Origin of the sequence: Streptomyces sp. NPDC004284 (assembly GCF_042874035.1) — a bacterium.
GTDB lineage: Bacteria > Actinomycetota > Actinomycetes > Streptomycetales > Streptomycetaceae > Streptomyces.
In genome coordinates this window covers 441555-459262 of sequence record NZ_JBIAMJ010000004.1, presented here as the reverse complement: position 1 = coordinate 459262, position 17708 = coordinate 441555, and the positions used below count along the sequence as shown (strand labels likewise).

The window sequence follows — 17708 nt, the reverse complement described above, 5'->3', positions numbered from 1 at the left end:
ACGGCGTCGTGATACGTCGCCGTGAACTGCCCGATGCCGGGTGGGAGTCCGTCCGGCTGTCGCGTGGAGGTTCCGGACCGGGACGGCCCGGCGGGACGTGCCCGGGCCCGACGAGACGGCCGAAGCAGCCGTCACCCTCGCATCACTCCTGATGTGAGGGTGACGTCCGACGACAGAACCTAGCGGCCCTGAAGGGCCTTGACGTTGCCGCCGAAGGTCCAGCCCTTCGAGCCGTCCCAGTTGGCCGACCAGGTCATCAGGCCCTTGAGCGAGCCGCCGTAGTGGTTCCAGGCCTGGGCCACCGCCGACGGCGCCATGTACCCGCCGCCGGCTCCCGGCTGGGCCGGGAGACCGGGGACCTGCTTGTCGTACGGGACCTTGACGGTGGTGCCCTGGACGACCAGTCCGCGGTTCAGGCAGTCGGTCTGGGCGACGAAGCCGGTGACCGTGCCGGCGGAGTAGGAGTCACCGGAGCAGCCGTACATGCTGCCGTTGTAGTACTGCATGTTCAGCCACCACAGCCGCCCGTTGTCCGCGTACTTCTTGACGATCGGCAGGTACGCGCCCCAGATCGACCCGTAGGCCACGCTGCCGCCGGTGACGTAGGCGGTCTCCGGCGCCATCGTCAGTCCGAACCCCGCGGGCATGCGGGCCAGGACTCCGTCGATGATGCGCACCAGGTTGGCCTGCGAGTCCGACAGGGTGCCGATGCTGCCGCTGCCGACGAGGCCGGTCTCGATGTCGATGTCGATCCCGTCGAAGTTGTACGTCTTCAGGATCGGCACGATGGTCTCGACGAACCGGTCGGCGACGGCGCGGGAGCTCAGGTCGATCCCGGCGGCGGCGCCCCCGATCGACATCAGGATCGTCGCCCCGGACGCCTTCGCGCGGCACATCTCCGCCGGGGTGGCGACGCGGACGGTGCTGTCCATGCCGTCCTCCCACAGCACGGTCCCGTCCGAACGGATCACGGGGAAGGCGGCGTTGAGGACGTTGTAGCCGTTGGCCGCGAAACGCGGGTCGTCGATGGGCGCCCAGCCGAACGGCGGGTGGACGCCGTTGGCGGAACCGTCCCAGTTCTCCCAGTACCCCTGGAGCACCTTCCCGGCGGGCTTCGGCTTGAGGGCGCAGGTGTCCGCGGCGGCGGACGAGAGGGACCTGGAAGGGGTGGGCTTCGCGCCTTCGGCGGCGGCGGGGCCCGCGAGGAAGGCTGCGGCGAGCAGGGGGACGAGCCCCGCTCCGAGGACACGGGGGATCCGAAGGTCTGGCATGCGTGTGCTCCTGGGACGTGGGGGATCCTGGGCGTGGAGCGCGCTCCAGCAGACCGTAAGTTGGTCCAGACCTTTAGTCAACCACCCTCGCGCGCACGGGAGTCGCCACGCCAGAGGCGAAGGCTCCGAACGGGCCGCGTGCGACGGCGCCCGGAGCGATTCGCCCGGCCGCACATGTGAGTGCGACCGGTCCGGGGCCCGGCCGCACTCCGCCTCGGGTGGCGCCGAGTTCGGCGGGGATCACGGAGGGGTCGCCCGTGGCCCAGGTGACCCGCTTGCCGTCCACGTGCCAGGCCAGCTCCAGGCCGGACAGGCCGGTCACAGGGGCGAGCCGCACGCCGACCTTCCGGCCCGGGCGGACCGGGGTGCCGGTCGGCACGGTCGAGGTCATGCCGTCCGCGTACGCGCAGAAGCCCTTGATCATCGCCTCGCGTCCGACGTGGTTGAACTCCGTGGAGGACAGGGTGCGCATGAGGGAGGTGCTGCTGGGACGGTAGACGCCGGTCTCGTAGTGGTCGCCGCCCTCGTAGGCGCCGATCACCGAGCCGGTCGGGCCCTGTTCGCCGAGCCAGCGGTACCACTTGCTCGTGCCGAGGTCCGGGGTGACCGAGACGGTGGCGCTGCCGGACGAGGGGCACGGGTAGGCGCCGTAACCCGCGTACGGGTACTCGTCGGCCAGGTTGCCTATGGAGTGGCCGAGTTCATGAGCGCCTGTCAGGTACGACTTCGGGTTGTCGGAGGACATGGTCGCGACGCCGTGGTACGACGCCCCGTCCGGCGGGGTGGGGAAGCCGTGGCCCGCGCCCCCGTACTTGGCGGAGTCGGCGACGACGAAGACGATGTCGGAGGCCGGTGCCTGGTTGGCGTACGCGGTGACCTTCGACGTGTCGAGGCAGAGCAGCCGCTCCGTCTGCTCGCAGAAGAAGTACGAGCTGGGCGCGGTGTCCCTGACGACACCGGCGGTCGGGGCACCGGGGACACCGGACTCGGCCGAGGCGGTGTCCACCAGCCAGATGTCGAACAGGCCGCGGTAGTCGGCGTACGGCTCGATCGCGAAGACGGAGTCGATCGCGGCCTGCGCGTCCGTGCGGGAGTCGGCCTGCTGTGCGGCGGTGCAGCCGTCACCCATGATCACGAGGTCGAGCCGTCCCGAGACCGGTCCGGTCTCCTGGACGGGAGTGACCGCCGCGGCCGGGGTCGCGGCGGCAGACGTCCGGTGGCGGGTGATCTCGGCGGGCGCCTCGGCGGGGACGACCTCGTGGCGGGGCTTGCCACCGGGCCCGTCGAAGCACTCGACCTCGGGCGTCTCCACCGGGCCCGAGACGGTGACGGGAACCGGTGCCGCTCCTGCCGTGTGCGCGCCGGCGAGCAGGGCCGCGGTGGTGACGACGGTTCCGACGACGGTGATCCAGCGTGTGCGGGCTGACCGGTTTCCGGGCACGACGACCTCTATCAAGCAGGAGATTAACTGTGCTTAATCATCCGCTTAAGCCAGGGGTCGAGAGGATCGGGCACAAGCCCTCGGCGGGTGGGGAGACCGAGTGGGCGAGGGAGGCGCTGGCATGATGGGGCGCATGGCACAGAGGGACGACCCGGAGACCATCGGCCGCAGGATCCACCGTCTGCGGCTCCAGCGCGGACTGACCCAGCGCCAGCTCGCCGAGCCCTCGTACACTCCCGCCTACGTCTCCACCCTGGAGGCCGGACGTGTACGCCCTTCCGACGAGGCGCTGCGTCATCTCGCCGACCGGCTCGGCGTCACCTTCGACGAGCTGGCCACCGGACGGCCCGCCCGTCTCGCCACCGATCTACGGCTCCGGCTCACCGGGGCGCAGCGAACCCTCGCCGACGGCGCGGCGGAGGAGGCCGCCGCCCAGTACGCCGGTCTGCTCGACGAGGCCGTGACCCACGGGCTCGTCGAGGAACAGGCCACCGCCCTGCTCGGACTCGGCGAGTGCCGGCTCGACACCGGCGACCTCACGGCCGCCCGCGAGCACTTCGAACACGCCGAGCGGGTCCTCGCCGAGGCCTCTCTGCCCGCCCGCGTCCCGGCCCGGCGGGGCCGCGCCGTCGCCCACTACCTGGCGGGCGAACTCCGTTACGCCGTCTACCTCCTGGAGTCCACGCTCGACGAGCTCAATCTGACCGGTCTGCACGACCCCGACGCGCTGCTCCTCCTCTACACCGCCGTGATCGGCCCCTACATGGACATGGGCGCCCAGGCCCGTGCCGCCCAGGCCGCCGAGCTGGCGCTCGGGCTCGCCTCTCGGGCCGGGGACCCCGCGCTGATCGCCCGGATGCACCGCTCGGTCGCCCGCACCCTCCTCGCCGAGGGCCGGATCGCCGAGGCCGACGCCTCCCTCAGCAGGGCCGCCGAGATGTACCGCCAGCTGGAGATCCGTACGGAACTGGCCAACTGCCACTGGATGCGCGGCTACGTGTACGCGCAGAACGGCGAACTCGCCCGTGCCGAGGACGAGCTGCGCGCCGCCCGTGCCATGCTCACCTCGCACCGGGCCGCCCTCTACAGCAGTCAGGTCGCCGTCGAACTCGCCGACGTGCTGCACCGGCGCGGCAAGTCCGAGGAGGCCGCCGAGCTGCTGCACGGGGTGCTCGGGGGGCTCGGGGGGCTGTCGCCGGAACGCGGCGCCGTCCACGCCGCCGCCGCGCATCGGCTGCTCGGCATCATCGCCGAGGACGCCGGCGACACCGAGGCGGCCGAGGAGCACTACGTCCGTGCCCTGGGCCTCCTGGAGCGGGCGAGCGCGGCGGGCGACCTCGCCGACCTGTGCCGCCTCCTCGGCGACCTGCTGCGCCGCACGGGCCGAGTGGAGGCGGCCCTCGACGCGTACCGCACGGGCCTCGGCCACCGCACGGCCGGCACCACCACGCTCGGCCCCCCGCCCGCGCAGCCTCCCCTCTGAACGGAGCTTCCGTCAGGCCGCGGCCGGTCCGTCGAGGGCGATGCCGCCCGCCGCGTCCGCTTCCGCCCGCTCGGCCCGCGGCATCCGGTCGAACGCCCCGTCCGCCGCCCACCCGTGGACGGTGAAGGTGAACCCCTTGCCCGCGTGCGCGAGGACGACGTCGTATCGGAGGGCGGTGGGCCGACCAGCCGGAGGGCGCCCCGGCTCACCCCTCCTTGCGGCCGACGCCCGCGTACATCGCGACGTCCGGCGCCTGCGTCTCCGGACGCCACGCGGAGCACGACACCACGCCGGGTTCGAGCAGCTCCAGGCCGTCGAAGTAACGCGCGACGGCGGCGGGGGTCCGCTGGGTGAGCTTCGGCGTGCCGTGCTCGTTCCAGAAGGCCACGGCGGCGTCGACGTCCGGCATGTCGGGGTGGGTGACGGTGTGGGACAGGACGAGGTGGCTGCCGGGCGCGAGCGCGTCCATGAGCCGGCGGACGATCCCGTACGACTCCTCGTCGTCCTCGATGAAGATGACGACCCCGAGCAGCATCAGCGCGACCGGCCGCGAGAGGTCCAGCGTCTTCGCCGCGGCGGCCAGGATCGCGTCGACGTCCCGCAGATCGGCGTCCAGGTAGTCCGTCCGTCCCTCCGGCGTCCCGACCAGCAGGGCACGGGCGTGCGCGAGGACGAGCGGGTCGTTGTCCACGTACACGACACGCGTCTCGGGGGCGACGCGCTGGGCGACCTCGTGCGTGTTGTCGGCACTCGGCAGCCCCGTCCCGATGTCCAGGAACTGCCGGATCCCCTCCCGCTCGGCCAGGTACCGCACCGCCCGCCCCAGGAACAGCCGATCCGCCTTCGCGTACTCCCCGATCCCGGGGTGCAACTCCCGGATCTGGTCCCCGGCCGCCCGGTCGACCGGGTAGTTGTCCTTGCCGCCGGTCCAGTAGTTCCATATCCGGGCGGTGTGCGGCCGGGACGTGTCGATACGCGATTCGATGTCGGTCACACCGTCAACGTATCGCAGCACCTCGGCAACTCCCCTATCCAGAAGGCACTTTGACCCCCGTTGTTCACGTCGCCCTCGTGCGGTCGCCACCGCCTGCGGCCGGCGGCCGAAGGCTCACTCGTAGCCGATGGGAGAAGCCTGTTCACGGCCGGAGCGCGCATGAGCGGCCTGGTCGGGGTGGCCCGGCCAGGCCGCCGGACGGAAGTCCGTACCGAAGGAGGCCCAGCCGCCCGCCTGCACGGCGGAGGCGATCGTCCAGACCGCCACGGCCAGGACGACCACGCCCGTGAGGCTCCGCAGATGGGCCGAGACCGATCCGGCGGTACGGCGGAAGAGGTAGCCGAGGGCCGTGAACAGCGGCACGGTGCCGAGTACGAACCCGGCCATCACCACGCCCCCGGTCAGCGGCGATCCGGAGGTGATCGCGAGCAGCTCCATCGACAGCGTCACCCCGCAGGGGACGAGGACGGTGACGAAACCCACGAGCGCGGGAGTGGGCACGGAGGACGTCCTGGCACTGCGCCGCACCCCCCGTCCGAAGGAGGCCGGCGGTCGGGGCACCAGGCGCCCCACCGCCTTCACCCCGAACAGGTCGAGCGCGAACAGCACCATCAGCAGCCCGGCGAGGATCAGCAGGACGGCCTGGGTGCCCGGACTCGGCTGGAGCGCCTTGCCGAAGATTCCGAGAAGGGCGCCGAGGACGGTGTGGGAGGCGAGCTTCCCGGCGAGGAACGCCCCGACCGGGGCGAGGTCACCGGGGGGCGCGGCCTGGAACACTCCCCCGGCGGAGGGCCCGGGGGCCGCGCCGGCGCGCCGGGTGACGGCCCCGGCCAGCAGACCCCCCTGAACGGCGACGCACGAGGCGCCGCCGGCGAGAAGACCGGTACCCGCACCGGTCATGAACAGAGCGATGGACGACGGCATGCGTCGTGACTCCTGATTCTGCGACGGCACGCGGACGTGCCGAAGTGGACGTGAAGGGACCGGCGTCCCGCGAGGCGGGGAACCTCACGGGCCGGGCGGCATCACGTCCGCGACACACACAGGCCGTGCAGATCAGGCGGGGGCACGGGCTTGGGCGGCGCGTGGGGCCGGACCGACCGCACGACGTGCGCACAGGACGCGGTCGTCGACGGGCCGATCGGGGCCGTTGCCGGTGGGACGGCGTCCTGGCCGGGTGTGCTCCGGGGCGTCATGCATGGGGATCCGGCCGTCGGGCACGTCGTATCGGAGGCGCCGGGCTCGGCCTTCGACACCGCTACCGCAGCCACGTCGTTGGCCGTCGGCTCGGTGGCTTCCGTGGATGCCGTGGATGCCGTGGATGCCGTGGATGCCGTGGAAACCATGCGTGCCGTAGGCGCCATGGCCATGCCCTGCACCGCCGGCCGGGTCGGCCCACCCAGACAGAACAGCAGCGCGCACACCGACAGCACTCCGGACCACGTCCGGAGCAGCCTCGGCAGACGGCGTGCCATGGCCGCCATGCTAGGACACCGCCCAGCCTCCTGCGTCGGCTGTCGCTGGGCCCTGATGCTCGTCCTGGTGCCGTCCCCCCGCCTCGCAGGGAGACGGCACCAGGAGCGACGGCTCAGGACTCCCGGGATCCCCGCCGGCGGTTCCACAGCCACGCGCCGGCCACCGCGAGCAGCAGGACCACGGCGCCGCCGATCAGCACGGGGGTGTTCGCCGACGACTTCTTCGACTCGTCCGAGCTCTTGGCGCCGTTCGCCGGCTCCTGGCCCGCCGTGCCGGACGGGGCCGTCGTCGCGGCCGACGCGGTCGTGGTCGGGGCGGTCGTGGTCGGCGCGGCTGTCGTCGGTGCCGTCGTCGGGCTCGGCTTCACCGGGGTGGCGCCGGGAGCTGCGGCCTGAAGTTCCAGGACGGGTGCGGGATTGCCGCTGTGGCCGCCTTCGTGGGACTTGTCCAGCTCGATCCAGCGGTCGACCCGACCGTCGCTGTACGTCTGGAGGGTCTTGAAGGCGAGCGACTCGGCGTCGGGCAGCTGGCGCACGACGACGGAGTACTCGGCGTTCTCGCCGGCGGCCACGGCGGGCCCGGAGACGGTGTAGCCGGGCGCCGTGGCGGCGAGGGTCCAGCCCTTCGGCCCCTCCTTGTAGGTGACGTCCGCCGGAGTGATCCCGGCCGGGAGGACCACCTCCAGCTTGGTGATGCCCTCCGTCGGCGACTCGGACTCGGCGCTGAAGGAGAGCGTGACGTTCTCGGCCAGGGCGCGGGCGCCCTCCGCCTCGACCTCCACGTGGGCGAAGGCGGGGCCGGCGAGGGCCACGGAGGCCGCGACGGCGGCGGCGAGGGCGAGCGGGGCGCGGCGCAGGGCGCCGCGCCTGTCGGTGCGGAACACGGGAACTCCCATGGTGAGAAGGCGTGCGGGCGAGCGTCGGCGCGCCCGAGGTCGGTGGACGGATGCGGGCTCGTCCGGGGGACCTCTGCGCACGACGGCGTGGGCCAGCGCGAGGGAGCTGCGAGGGAGTGGTGGTGTCCCCGGCGGGGCGGGGTGCACGCGTACGACGAGTGGCAGCACCGGGCGGCCGGGCCGGGCCCGTGCGACCAGACGCACGACCGCGGCGCCGACGCCGTCCGCCGCGGCGCGTACGGCGGTGTCCGCGCCGTGCATGAGCCAGGCGACCAGGAGGGCGGCGATCAGGTGAGCGATCGTCATCGAGGTGCCGTGGTGCCCCATGTGGCGGCCGGCATCGCCGCCGGCGGACATGGAGTGCGGTGCGGGGTGGCTGTGCCCACCCGCGAGCCCGAGCCAGAAGTGCAGGAGCCCCTGCACCGCCGTGGTGACCAGGACGACCGTCGGCAACGAGCGGGGTCCCCGTACGAGAGGCAGCGCGAGGACGAAGAGCAGGACCCCGGCCGTCGCCGACATCCGCCACGGCACCGGATGCCCCGAGGCCACGTGGTGCCCCGTCACCGCGAGCACCGTGCTCACACCGCTGAACAGCGCGGCGCGGAGAGCGCAGGAGAGCGCGCCGCTCTCCGGCTCCGAGCCGGGGCGGCGCGCAGGGCGAGGGAGGTCAGTCGACGCCATGGCTGCCTCATCATGAGGCACGGCCCCGGCGTGCCGGTAATGCTTGCCGGTAACGCTTGTTGGTAACGCTTGTCGGTGATGATCCGTCGACCGCGGCGGTCGAACGACGTCAGGCGGCGACCGACGTCCGGGGTGCCGTCGGCCAGTGCCGGTGCAGTTCGTCGATGTGGAAGTCGTGCGAGTGGTGTCCGCCGGTCCCGGTCAGATGGGGGTGGTCGGCGGGCAGTTCGGGGTGGGTGTGCTCCAGCTCGGTCGGGTCCGTACGGGGCCACAGGCGGGCCGCCGCGAGGGCCGCGAGCAGGGCGAGGCCCGTCAGGACGGCCGCCGAGGCCTCGAGGCCGGCCTGGGCGGCGAGCCAGCCGGACAGCGGATAGGTGATCAGCCAGCATCCGTGCGACAGGGAGAACTGGGCGGCGAAAGCCGCCGGCAGGTCGGCGCTCCCGGCCGAGCGGCGCAGCAGCCGGCCGCCCGGGGTGAGGACGGCCGAGGTGGCCGCGCCGATGACCAGCCAGGCGGCGAGCAGCGCGGGCCACGACCAGGCGCCGGGAGCGACCGCGAGGCCGATCGTCAGCAGGCCGAGCACGCCCGGCAGGACGAAGGCGGCGGGCAGCATCAGCCTCCGGTCGTCGACCCGGTCGAGTACGCGGGGCAGGGCCAGCGCCACGATCATCGAGCCGGCGCCGTACGCGCCGAGGGCGACCGACACGGCACCGGTGGAGCGGCCGAGGGTGTCCCGTACGAGGACGACGGTGTTGACGATGACCATCGCGCCGGCGGCGGCCACCACCAGGTCCAGGGCGAGCAGGGCACGCAGGCGCGGGGTCGCCAGGAAGAGCCGGGTGCCGAAGGCGGCCTTCGCGTACACGCCGCCGCCGCGCTCGACGGGCCGCGGCCTGGGCAGGACCACCGAGAGCACCAGCAGGCCGGAGGCCAGGAATCCGGCGGCCGTGCCGGTGAAGAGCCAGTTGTACGAGACGACGGACAGCAGGAGCGCGGCGAGTGCCGGGCTGGCCAGGCTCTCCAGGTCGTACGCGAGGCGCGAGAGCGACAGCGCCTCCGTGTAGTCCCGCTCGTCGGGCAGGACCTCGGGGATCGTCGCCTGGAAGGTCGGTGTGAAGGCGGCGGACGCGGCCTGGAGCAGGAAGACCAGTGCGTAGACCTGCCAGACCTGGGTGACGAACGGCAGGACGAGCGCGACGCCCACGCGGACCAGGTCCATGGTGACGAGCAGCGCCCGTCGGGGTACGCGGTCGGCGACGGCGCTGATCACCGGGGCCATGCCGACGTACGCGACCATCTTGACGGCGAGCGCGGTGCCCAGGACCGCCGAGGCGTTCGCGCCGGCGAGGTCGTACGCGAGGAGGCTCAGTGCCACGGTCGCGAGGCCGGTGCCCGCCAGGGCGACGACCTGGGCCGTGAACAGGTGCCGGTAGGTGCGGTTGCGCAACGCGGACAGCATGAGGCACGTCCTCGGTCGGCTACGGGGATGTTCTTACGGTAACCGACACGTGCACGATTGCGCACATGTTCACGCCATGAAGCGCGATCAGTCGTGCCAGGGCTCCCCGGTCACCTCGTGGTCGGCACGGCTGACCGCCTCGACGACCAGGCGCTTCAGATGTCCGTCCGGCATCGCGTACACGACCCGGCGGCCGTCCTTGCGGGAGGTGACGAGCCCACCGAGGCGCAGCTTGGCGAGGTGCTGACTGACGGCGGGGCGCGCCGCCCCGCACGCCTCGGTGAGCGCGCCGACATCCGCCTCGCCCTTCGTGAGCAGCCAGACCAGATGCAGGCGCGTCGGGTCCGAGAGCAGGGCGAAGACCGTCGCCGCGGCGGAGAGTTCACGGGCTCCGGGAGTACGCACATGCGCACTGCTGGCAACTGAGAATGCTTCGCGTACCGGCATGCGGTCATCGTAGACAGCCCCGGGACGGGCGGCTCCGGGCCGCGACCGACGTTCTCGGCCATCCCGCGCCGATCATGATCCAATCCGCCGCCGAGCCCGTATCCTCTACAGCTGTGTAGAGGAAGTAGGACTCCACCTCCTCGACCGCACCCGAACCACACGTACACGGCATGAAGGAGTGAACGCCACGATGGTGTTCAAGCGACTGCTCGGTTCCCTCGGCATCGGCGGCCCCTCGGTGGACACCGTGCTCGATCCGGGCGCGGTGGCGCCCGGCGGCACCCTCAGCGGGCAGGTCCATCTGAAGGGCGGTGACGCCGACTTCACCATCGAGCACATCACCCTGGAGCTCGTGGCCCGCGTCGAGGCGGAGCACGAGGACGGCGAGTCCGAGGGCGTGGTGGTCTTCCACCAGCACGTCGTCGGCGGGAACTTCCGTCTCGCCGAGGGCGAGCAGCACAGCGTGCCGTTCGCCTTCCCGCTGCCGTGGGAGACGCCGATCACCGAGCTGTACGGCCAGGGGCTCGGCATCACCCTCGGCGTACGGACCGAGCTCGGCGTCGCCGGCGCGAAGGACAAGGGCGACCTCGACCCCCTCGCCGTCCGTCCGCTGCCCGCCCAGGAGGCGATCCTCGAAGCCCTGGGGCAGCTCGGCTTCGGCTTCGAGTCCGCCGACCTGGAGTACGGCCGCATCGGCGGCACCGGCCAGCAGTTGCCCTTCTACCAGGAGATCGAGGTCACCCCGGCGCCTCAGTACGCCCACCGGGTCAACGAGATCGAGGTGACCTTCCTCGCCGGCCCGGCCGGACTCGAAGTCGTCCTGGAGGCGGACAAGCGCGGCGGCTTCCTCTCCGACGGCCACGACGCCCTCACCCGCTTCACCGTCACGCACCACCAGGTCGGACACACCGACTGGAACGCCGAGGTCGACTCCTGGATCAGGCAGCTCGTCGAGAGCCGCGGGAGCCACAGCGAGCACTACGGCCACGACCGTGACCACGACCACGGCCACCGTTCGGGTCCGGGCGCGGGTACGGCGATCGCGGCCGGCGCGGCCGGTCTCGCCGTGGGCGTGGTCGGCGGCATGGTGGCCGCCTAAGTCGTGGACGAGATCGGGGACTTCTTCGAGGGAGACGACGAGGAGGAGGACGAGGGCGACGAGGACTGAGCCGCCGTCCGCCCGCGGGTACGGGCCCATCGGCCCCGTACCCGTCACGGCCTCAGGCGCCGCCCTCCAGGACCCGGACGAGCTGTGCCACCGTGGGTGCGCCCGCGAGGCCGTCCGGAGTGGCGTAGACGCGGCAGGTCAGGCCGTCGGTCCGGGTGGCCGAGGGGAAGGGGTCGTAGCCGTCGAGGAGGATCGTGGGCGAACCGGGGAAGCCGAGCGCGCGGGCTTCCTCGTCGGTCTCGACCACGCGGAGTCTCACGACCGAGTCGCTCCGGCCCACGGCCGCGAGGGCTTCGTCGAGCCGCTTCCGGGCGAGCGCCCAACCGGGGCAGTCGGCGATGTAGAGCAGTTCGATGACCACGCCGTCATGATGCCCCGTACCGGACCGGAACACGAACGCCCGAACACCGGACCGGCACACGGATGCCGAGGAATGCGGACGCCGGGAAATCAGCGGGAACCATCGGCCACGCTGCTACGTTCTACAGGGTCGTAGAAACAATCGACGTCTGGAGTACTCAGTCATGGCCCTGTGGGACCGCATCAAGGAGTCCGCATCGACGATGCAGACCCAGCTGGTGGCGAAGAAGAACGACCTGAAGAGCGGCGCGTTCCGCGACGCGAGCATGGCCATGTGCGCGCTGGTCGCCGCCGCCGACGGCACGATCGACCCTGCCGAGCGCCGCCGGGTCGCCCAGCTCATCTCCACGAACGAGGTGCTGCAGAACTTCGACGCGCTCGACCTCCAGCGCCGCTTCGACGCGAACCTGGACAAGCTCACCGCCGACTTCGACTTCGGCAAGGTGAGCGTGCTCCAGGAGATCGCCAAGGCGAAGAAGAAGCCGGCCGAGGCCCGCGCCGTCATCCAGATCGGCATCGTCATCGGCGGCGCCGACGGCGACTTCGACAAGACCGAGCAGGCCGTGGTCCGCGAGGCGTGCTTCACCCTCGACCTGCCGCCCCACGAGTTCGACCTCTAGTACACGGACCGCACGGGCTACACGGGGGTGGCCGCGTGCAGGATGAGGAAGAGCGTGACGGCGGAGTTCGCGGAGGACAGCGCCGACACGGTCGCCCCCGCCGCGGCACCCCAGGCCGCCATGCCGACGGCCGTGAAGACCGGCGGCCAGGCACGGCCCGCCGGGGCCGGCCGCAGGAGTGCCGCCACCCGGCGGGGCACCGGGCCGGCCGCGGCGAGGGCGGGAAGGGTGACCGCGAGCGGCCCGCGCGACATCAGGGCCGCCTTGCCGATCGCCCGGGCGACCGTACGGCGGCTGCCGACCGCGGCGGCCGCCTCCTCGTCCGCCCACCGCTCGGCGGTGTACGTCACGGTGGTCCGCAGCGGGCGCAGGAACGGGTTGGCCCGGGCGGCGAGGTGCACCGCCAGGAGGTGACGGTGGTGACGGGCGTTCAGATGGGCGCGCTCATGAGCGAAGAGCGCCCTGCGTTCGGCCGGGCTCAGCCCCGCCAGCATCCCCGCGCTGGCGACCACCCGACCGCGGCGGCCGTGCAGTGCGTACGCGTACGGATCGGCGTCGGGGAGCACCGCGACGGACCTCTTCGGCAGTCCGGCGAGCGCCGCCTCCGCGCGCCGGCGCACCCGTACATGGCGCCAGGCCGCCGACCCGCACGAGACGAGCACCGCGAGCAGCGCGGGAATGGCCGCCTTGCCCGCGACCTCGTCGTACGGGACGGCCGCGCGGACCTCGGGGTCGGACCAGCCGTCCGGCAGCGGATTGCCCGGCAGCTGCGCCGTCCCCACGATCATGAGCAGCCCGAGGCACAGCGTGCTGCACAGCGCGAGGATCCCGGCGACGGCGGCGAGCAGCCGGGTCGCGGTGCGCGGATGCAGACGCTGCTCGGCGAGGCGGGCGACCGGCCAGGCGGTGAGCGGAAGGACCAGCGGAAGGAAGACGAAAACCCCCATGACGGTCAGCCTTCCCCCTCCTCGGGGCCTTCCGCGCCTTCCTCCGGGACATCGGCCAGGAGTTCACGCAGCAGTCGCTCGTCGTTCGGCGAGAGCGCGGTGACGAAGCTCGTGAGGACCGCCTGCCGGTCCGACTCCGCGTCGAGGACCTTCCGCATCCGCAGCGCGGCGAGGCCGGCCTCGTCCGCGACGGCCGTCCACACGAAGGACCGCCCGACGCGTTCCCTGGAGACCGCGCCCTTCGCGTGCAGGCGGGTCAGGATCGTGATCACGGTGGTGTAGGCGAGGCCGCCGCCGAGGCGCTCCTGCACCCAGGCCACGGGCACCGGCTCCCCCGCGCCACGCAGCACACCGAGCACCTGGGCCTCCAGGACGCCCTGCCCTCGCCTGCGCGGAGCCGGCTCCACCCCGCCGCCGTGTCGGTCCACCACGCCACTGTCCTCCCGTACGCCCCGTGCGCCGCTCCTGCTCGCCTGCCGCGAGGCGGCGGCTCATCGTACTGACCAGCCCCGGACCTGCCCTACCAGTGCCTTCTACATCACTGTAGATTGGCGGCTCCGGGTACGCGAAGAGGGGAATCGGCATGGGTGTGAGTCTGTCCAAGGGCGGCAACGTCTCCCTGAGCAAGGAGGCCCCGGGCCTCACCGCGGTCCTCGTCGGCCTCGGCTGGGACGTCCGCACGACCACCGGCGCCGACTACGACCTCGACGCCAGCGCCCTGCTCCTCTCCGACACGGGCAAGGTCGCCTCCGACCGGCACTTCGTCTTCTACAACAACCTCTCCAGCCCCGACGGCTCCGTGGAGCACACGGGCGACAACCTCACCGGCGAGGGCGACGGAGACGACGAAAGCCTCAAGGTGAACCTCTCCGCCGTCCCGGCCGAGATCACCCGCATCGTCTTCCCCGTCTCGATCCACGACGCCGACAACCGCGACCAGAGCTTCGGCCAGGTCCGCAACGCCTTCATCCGCGTGGTCAACCAGGCGAACGGCGTCGAACTCGCCCGCTACGACCTGTCCGAGGACGCCGCCACCGAGACCGCGATGATCTTCGGCGAGCTCTACCGGCACGGCACGGACTGGAAGTTCCGCGCCGTCGGCCAGGGCTACGCCTCCGGTCTCGCCGGCATAGCCGCCGACTTCGGCGTCAACGTCTGACGAACGGTCACCACGAACCCCAAGGAGCACAGCCCGTGTTCGGCATCAGCGAGATCGCGATCGTCCTGATCGTCCTCATCCTGGTCCTCGGCGCCAAGAAACTTCCCGAACTCGCCCGCAGCGCGGGCAAGTCGGCCCGCATCCTCAAGAGCGAGGCGAAGGCGATGAAGGCCGACGACACCCCTCACCCCCAAGCCACCTACCAGGTGAAGGAGACACCGGGCACAGAGCGCGGCTGACGCACGAACGGCGCGGTCGGCCGCGGCGCGGTCCCTCGCGCGCGGCCGACGGGCGTCTCCGACGACCACCGACGCCGAACACCGCCGACAAGCACCGCCGACACGAGCCCGCCCGGACGCGACCGCCCGGACAAGCAGCCGTTCGTGAAGCCGGACGTGGGGTCGGCCATGGGGTCGGCCATGGGGGCTGACCGCCCAACTCCCCCACCCGCACTCCAGAATGTGGCATTCACGCTGAGATCCGGGTGCGCTTCGGCCATGATGGTCGAGTCATGCCGACCTTCCGCGCCCTCGATCACCCTCTCCCGGCCGAGCACCCTCCCGCGAGTGGCGCTGCCGTCCGGGCGGTCGTCCTCGCGCTGGCCGGCACCGCACTCGCCGCGGGACTGCGCCATGCGACGACGGGCTCCGCCGCCTCCTGGCCCGCCCTGCTCGTCGCGGCAGCGGTCCTCACCGCGTGCGCCCACCCGGCCATACGCCCCGAAGCATCCCGCGCGAGCACCCTCGCCCTCACCGCCGCACAAGCACTCCTGCCCGGCTGGCTGGAGCCGGCCGGGACGGACACTCCCGCAGCCCGGCTGGACGGCCACCTGCGACTCCCGCCGGCCTGGCACCACCAGCCCGTCGCCATGGCCGCGTTGAACCTCCTCGTCGGGCTCGCCCTGATCCTCCTCCTCCGCGGCACGGCCGATCTGCCCGCCCGCCTGGCGCACGCGGCGGCCGGCACCGCACGCTGCTGCTGGACACGACTGCCGTACGTCATCGGCCTCGTCCGGCGCCGTACGGCCGAGCCCCTGCCGGCTCCCGTACGGACGCCCCGTCCGGCCGTCGCACTGCCGCGACCGCATGCGCTCATGGTCCTGCTGCATCGCGCGCAACCCTGCGCCCCGTAAGCCCCGGCAGCACTCCACGCCATGTCCTGCCACGCCATGCCCTCACGCACGCCCATGACTTCGGCGTGCCCTCACCGACACCGGAGCGTCCGCCGTGACCGCCGTACCAGCCATGCCCGCATCGCAGAAGCACGTGGAACCGAGTCCGGCCCCACCGCCGCGCGATGCGCGCACCCGACCCGCCGATGACGACCGACTCGGCGGCCCTCTCCACACCGCCCGACTCGCCCTCCACCCGCGGCCGGACACCGGAAGCGGAAACAACCTGGGAGGTCACGCCGAATGAGCGCGACAGGAAAAGGAACGGCCGCATTGAAGGCAGGGATCAAGCGGCTCTTGGGGCGTACGGGCTTCGACATCGTGCGCAGCACCAACAACCGTGGCGGAGTGGACGATTTCATCCCGTTCGAGGCGACCATGCGGGCGGCGCGGGCCTCTGGCCTTTCAGCCGGCGACTACATCGACGAGGTCATGAACGGGACGCCTGGCGCCACCCGGTCCACCATCGACGAACTACGCGCCCTCGGTGTCTTCGCCGCCGCCCCGGAGACGGTGCTGGAGATCGGACCCGGCTCCGGCCGGTATCTGGAGAAGACCCTGAAGGAGTGCTCGCCGAGCCGCTACGAGATCTACGAGACGGCAGAGCCCTGGGCCCGCTACCTGGTGGACACGTTCAAGGTGATCGCCCAGCCGACCTCGGAAAGCAGCCTCTCCCCGACCCCTGACGAAAGCATCGACCTCGTCCAGGCCCACAAGGTCTTCAACACGGTGACCTTCCTCTGCGCCTCCCGCTACTTCTTCGAGATGGCACGCGTCACCCGACCCGGCGGCCGGATCGTCTTCGACCTCATGACGGAGACCTGCCTGGACCCCGCCACGATGCGCGCCTGGGCGACCAGAGGCGGCGTGGGCCACGACTCCTACCCGGCCGCGATGCCCCGCCAGGCCTGCGTGGACCTCTTCGCAACCCTCGGCTGCACCCTGGAAGCCAGCTTCCTGGCCCCCATGGGCTTCGCCACCACCGAAGTGCTCGTCTTCGGAAAGGAGGCCTGACGCTCGACGACGCCGACGGGCGGTGGAGCGCTGAACGCCCCGCCCGGCCACGGCCCGGTGCGGCTTGAGCCACACGGCACCTCGCCCTGATGCCGTACGGTTCGGTCCCTTTCGGAGCAGGAGCAGGAGCAGGAGCAGGAGCAGGGGCGGGGGCGGGGGCGGGGCCCGGCTCCACCGGGTCGTCCCGGACGAACCCGGCGCCCGGGGCGAGCCGGACTGGCCCCGCTTCGCCTTCTGCCCGCCATGACCACCGGCCTCAAGCCCGGCGGGCGGTCGGTGGTCGACGCGCTGCACACCGGCTGCCGCGACGGCGGGAGGACCTCCTCGTCGACCACGGCCCCGTCATGGAGACGGTCGGGACGATCGACTCCCCGCAGGCCGACCAGCCGCTGTCGTAGCGGCTGTGGACGGCCACGCCGGGCCGCAGCGCGGGCCCCCTGGCCTGCGCGTGGGCCGCAGTCGACGCCTCCCGACCACCTGCGGGCCGGGCTCGTCGTCTCCACGGGCTCCGCGTGAACGTGCGGGGCGCACCGGCCGATGCTGCAATGGGGACAGGACTGCGTCCGGCTCGTCCGTCGAGACGCGGCACGGACGGGGTGGGGTCGGTCAAGTCCTTCCCAACTGCGTGTGGAGTGGTCATGAGCGATGAATTCGAGGACATGGGGCCGGTGGACTACCTGGTCATCGAGTTTCCCGGCAACCGTATGACGGGCAAGGGACTGCCCCTTCTCCTCGATCTGGTCGACAGAGGCATCATCCGCATTCTCGACCTCTCGTTCGTCCGGAAGGACGTCGACGGCAGTGTCGTCGGCGTGGAGCTACGGGACATCGACGCCGACGGCGAACTGGACCTGACCGTGTTCGAGGGCTCCGCGTCAGGACTCCTCGGTCAGGACGACCTCGACGAGGCGGGGACGGCCCTGGAGGCGGGCAACTCGGCCGGCATCATCGTCTACGAGAACCTCTGGGCCGCGCCCCTCGCGCGGGAACTGCGGCGCGGCGGTGCGCAGCTCGTGGCCGGCGGGCGCATCCCCATGCAGGCCCTGCTGGCCTCGCTGGACGCCATGGAGGAATCGGGCGGCAGCGCCGCCGCCTGACGCCGACGGACGACAGTCAAGGAGG

17 protein-coding genes and 1 pseudogene are annotated in these 17708 nt (G+C 72.2%); 8 read left to right on the top strand and 10 right to left on the bottom strand.

Annotated features, from left to right (window positions below; genetic code table 11):
• Window positions 1-179: 179 nt before the first annotated feature.
• Together ACFYUS_RS14420 and ACFYUS_RS14415 are read right to left on the bottom strand one after the other, a co-directional pair.
• Entirely contained in the window at window positions 180-1271 is a 1092-nt protein-coding gene (locus tag ACFYUS_RS14420; RefSeq protein ID WP_388850385.1) for a chitinase, read from the bottom strand.
• Between the two features lie 73 nt (window positions 1272-1344).
• Complete coding sequence (locus tag ACFYUS_RS14415; RefSeq protein WP_388850383.1) at window positions 1345-2712, bottom strand: M64 family metallopeptidase; 1368 nt, start codon at window positions 2710-2712, stop codon at window positions 1345-1347.
• 133 nt (window positions 2713-2845) lie between these two features.
• On the opposite strand from ACFYUS_RS14415, the gene ACFYUS_RS14410 reads away from it, so the two are divergent.
• Window positions 2846-4195: a helix-turn-helix domain-containing protein gene (locus ACFYUS_RS14410; RefSeq protein ID WP_388850380.1), complete on the top strand. Its 1350-nt coding sequence runs from the start codon at window positions 2846-2848 to the stop codon at window positions 4193-4195.
• 205 nt (window positions 4196-4400) lie between these two features.
• Here ACFYUS_RS14410 and ACFYUS_RS14405 read toward each other — a convergent pair whose 3' ends face one another.
• From ACFYUS_RS14405 to ACFYUS_RS14385, 5 genes are all read right to left on the bottom strand, one after another.
• On the bottom strand, window positions 4401-5189 hold the full coding sequence (locus tag ACFYUS_RS14405; protein ID WP_388850377.1) for an SAM-dependent methyltransferase: 789 nt from the start codon (window positions 5187-5189) through the stop codon (window positions 4401-4403).
• Between the two features lie 114 nt (window positions 5190-5303).
• Complete coding sequence (locus ACFYUS_RS14400; protein ID WP_388850374.1) at window positions 5304-6113, bottom strand: sulfite exporter TauE/SafE family protein; 810 nt, start codon at window positions 6111-6113, stop codon at window positions 5304-5306.
• Window positions 6114-6777: 664 nt separating this feature from the next.
• Window positions 6778-8241: a DUF1775 domain-containing protein gene (locus tag ACFYUS_RS14395; protein WP_388850372.1), complete on the bottom strand. Its 1464-nt coding sequence runs from the start codon at window positions 8239-8241 to the stop codon at window positions 6778-6780.
• A gap of 109 nt (window positions 8242-8350) precedes the next feature.
• Window positions 8351-9700 carry an MFS transporter gene (locus ACFYUS_RS14390; protein WP_388850370.1) on the bottom strand — a complete coding sequence of 450 codons (1350 nt, stop codon included), beginning with the start codon at window positions 9698-9700 and terminating at the stop codon, window positions 8351-8353.
• 87 nt (window positions 9701-9787) lie between these two features.
• On the bottom strand, window positions 9788-10147 hold the full coding sequence (locus tag ACFYUS_RS14385) for an ArsR/SmtB family transcription factor (RefSeq protein WP_388850368.1): 360 nt from the start codon (window positions 10145-10147) through the stop codon (window positions 9788-9790).
• A gap of 190 nt (window positions 10148-10337) precedes the next feature.
• On the opposite strand from ACFYUS_RS14385, the pseudogene ACFYUS_RS14380 reads away from it, so the two are divergent.
• Window positions 10338-11243 (top strand): annotated as a pseudogene (locus ACFYUS_RS14380) (sporulation protein); the annotation flags it as partial.
• A 124-nt stretch (window positions 11244-11367) separates the two neighbouring features.
• Here ACFYUS_RS14380 and ACFYUS_RS14375 read toward each other — a convergent pair.
• Window positions 11368-11676, bottom strand: a complete 309-nt coding sequence (locus tag ACFYUS_RS14375; protein ID WP_388850365.1) for a thioredoxin family protein — start codon at window positions 11674-11676, stop codon at window positions 11368-11370.
• Window positions 11677-11839: 163 nt separating this feature from the next.
• Here ACFYUS_RS14375 and ACFYUS_RS14370 point away from each other — a divergent pair, with 163 nt between their 5' ends.
• Window positions 11840-12295, top strand: coding sequence for a tellurite resistance TerB family protein (locus tag ACFYUS_RS14370; RefSeq protein WP_015036953.1), 456 nt, complete (start codon window positions 11840-11842; stop codon window positions 12293-12295).
• Window positions 12296-12312: 17 nt separating this feature from the next.
• Here ACFYUS_RS14370 and ACFYUS_RS14365 read toward each other — a convergent pair whose 3' ends face one another.
• Window positions 12313-13242 carry a M56 family metallopeptidase gene (locus tag ACFYUS_RS14365; protein WP_388850362.1) on the bottom strand — a complete coding sequence of 310 codons (930 nt, stop codon included), beginning with the start codon at window positions 13240-13242 and terminating at the stop codon, window positions 12313-12315.
• Window positions 13243-13247: 5 nt separating this feature from the next.
• A complete protein-coding gene (locus ACFYUS_RS14360) occupies window positions 13248-13673 on the bottom strand; it encodes a BlaI/MecI/CopY family transcriptional regulator (RefSeq protein ID WP_388850358.1) in 426 nt (141 codons plus the stop codon).
• 152 nt (window positions 13674-13825) lie between these two features.
• Here ACFYUS_RS14360 and ACFYUS_RS14355 point away from each other — a divergent pair, with 152 nt between their 5' ends.
• The 5 genes from ACFYUS_RS14355 to ACFYUS_RS14335 all read left to right on the top strand — a co-directional run bounded on the left by ACFYUS_RS14355 (window position 13826) and on the right by ACFYUS_RS14335 (window position 17683).
• Entirely contained in the window at window positions 13826-14401 is a 576-nt protein-coding gene (locus ACFYUS_RS14355; protein ID WP_388850355.1) for a TerD family protein, read from the top strand.
• Between the two features lie 35 nt (window positions 14402-14436).
• A complete protein-coding gene (locus ACFYUS_RS14350) occupies window positions 14437-14640 on the top strand; it encodes a twin-arginine translocase TatA/TatE family subunit (RefSeq protein WP_388850352.1) in 204 nt (67 codons plus the stop codon).
• A 272-nt stretch (window positions 14641-14912) separates the two neighbouring features.
• On the top strand, window positions 14913-15533 hold the full coding sequence (locus tag ACFYUS_RS14345; RefSeq protein ID WP_388850349.1) for a hypothetical protein: 621 nt from the start codon (window positions 14913-14915) through the stop codon (window positions 15531-15533).
• Window positions 15534-15815: 282 nt separating this feature from the next.
• Window positions 15816-16586 carry a methyltransferase domain-containing protein gene (locus ACFYUS_RS14340; RefSeq protein WP_388850346.1) on the top strand — a complete coding sequence of 257 codons (771 nt, stop codon included), beginning with the start codon at window positions 15816-15818 and terminating at the stop codon, window positions 16584-16586.
• 638 nt (window positions 16587-17224) lie between these two features.
• Entirely contained in the window at window positions 17225-17683 is a 459-nt protein-coding gene (locus ACFYUS_RS14335) for a DUF6325 family protein (RefSeq protein ID WP_388850343.1), read from the top strand.
• Window positions 17684-17708: the final 25 nt, after the last annotated feature.

Excerpts from the sequence above, each read along its gene's own strand:
- ACFYUS_RS14390 (WP_388850370.1), bottom strand. The coding sequence starts at position 9,700 with ATGCTGTCCGCGTTGCGCAACCGCACCTACCGGCACCTGTTCACGGCC.
- ACFYUS_RS14395 (WP_388850372.1), bottom strand. The coding sequence starts at position 8,241 with ATGGCGTCGACTGACCTCCCTCGCCCTGCGCGCCGCCCCGGCTCGGAG.
- ACFYUS_RS14420 (WP_388850385.1), bottom strand. The coding sequence starts at position 1,271 with ATGCCAGACCTTCGGATCCCCCGTGTCCTCGGAGCGGGGCTCGTCCCC.
- ACFYUS_RS14410 (WP_388850380.1), top strand. The coding sequence starts at position 2,846 with ATGGCACAGAGGGACGACCCGGAGACCATCGGCCGCAGGATCCACCGT.
- ACFYUS_RS14340 (WP_388850346.1), top strand. The coding sequence starts at position 15,816 with ATGAGCGCGACAGGAAAAGGAACGGCCGCATTGAAGGCAGGGATCAAG.
- ACFYUS_RS14400 (WP_388850374.1), bottom strand. The coding sequence starts at position 6,113 with ATGCCGTCGTCCATCGCTCTGTTCATGACCGGTGCGGGTACCGGTCTT.
- ACFYUS_RS14385 (WP_388850368.1), bottom strand. The coding sequence starts at position 10,147 with ATGCCGGTACGCGAAGCATTCTCAGTTGCCAGCAGTGCGCATGTGCGT.
- ACFYUS_RS14345 (WP_388850349.1), top strand. The coding sequence starts at position 14,913 with ATGCCGACCTTCCGCGCCCTCGATCACCCTCTCCCGGCCGAGCACCCT.
- ACFYUS_RS14335 (WP_388850343.1), top strand. The coding sequence starts at position 17,225 with ATGAGCGATGAATTCGAGGACATGGGGCCGGTGGACTACCTGGTCATC.
- ACFYUS_RS14355 (WP_388850355.1), top strand. The coding sequence starts at position 13,826 with ATGGGTGTGAGTCTGTCCAAGGGCGGCAACGTCTCCCTGAGCAAGGAG.
- ACFYUS_RS14370 (WP_015036953.1), top strand. The coding sequence starts at position 11,840 with ATGGCCCTGTGGGACCGCATCAAGGAGTCCGCATCGACGATGCAGACC.
- ACFYUS_RS14365 (WP_388850362.1), bottom strand. The coding sequence starts at position 13,242 with ATGGGGGTTTTCGTCTTCCTTCCGCTGGTCCTTCCGCTCACCGCCTGG.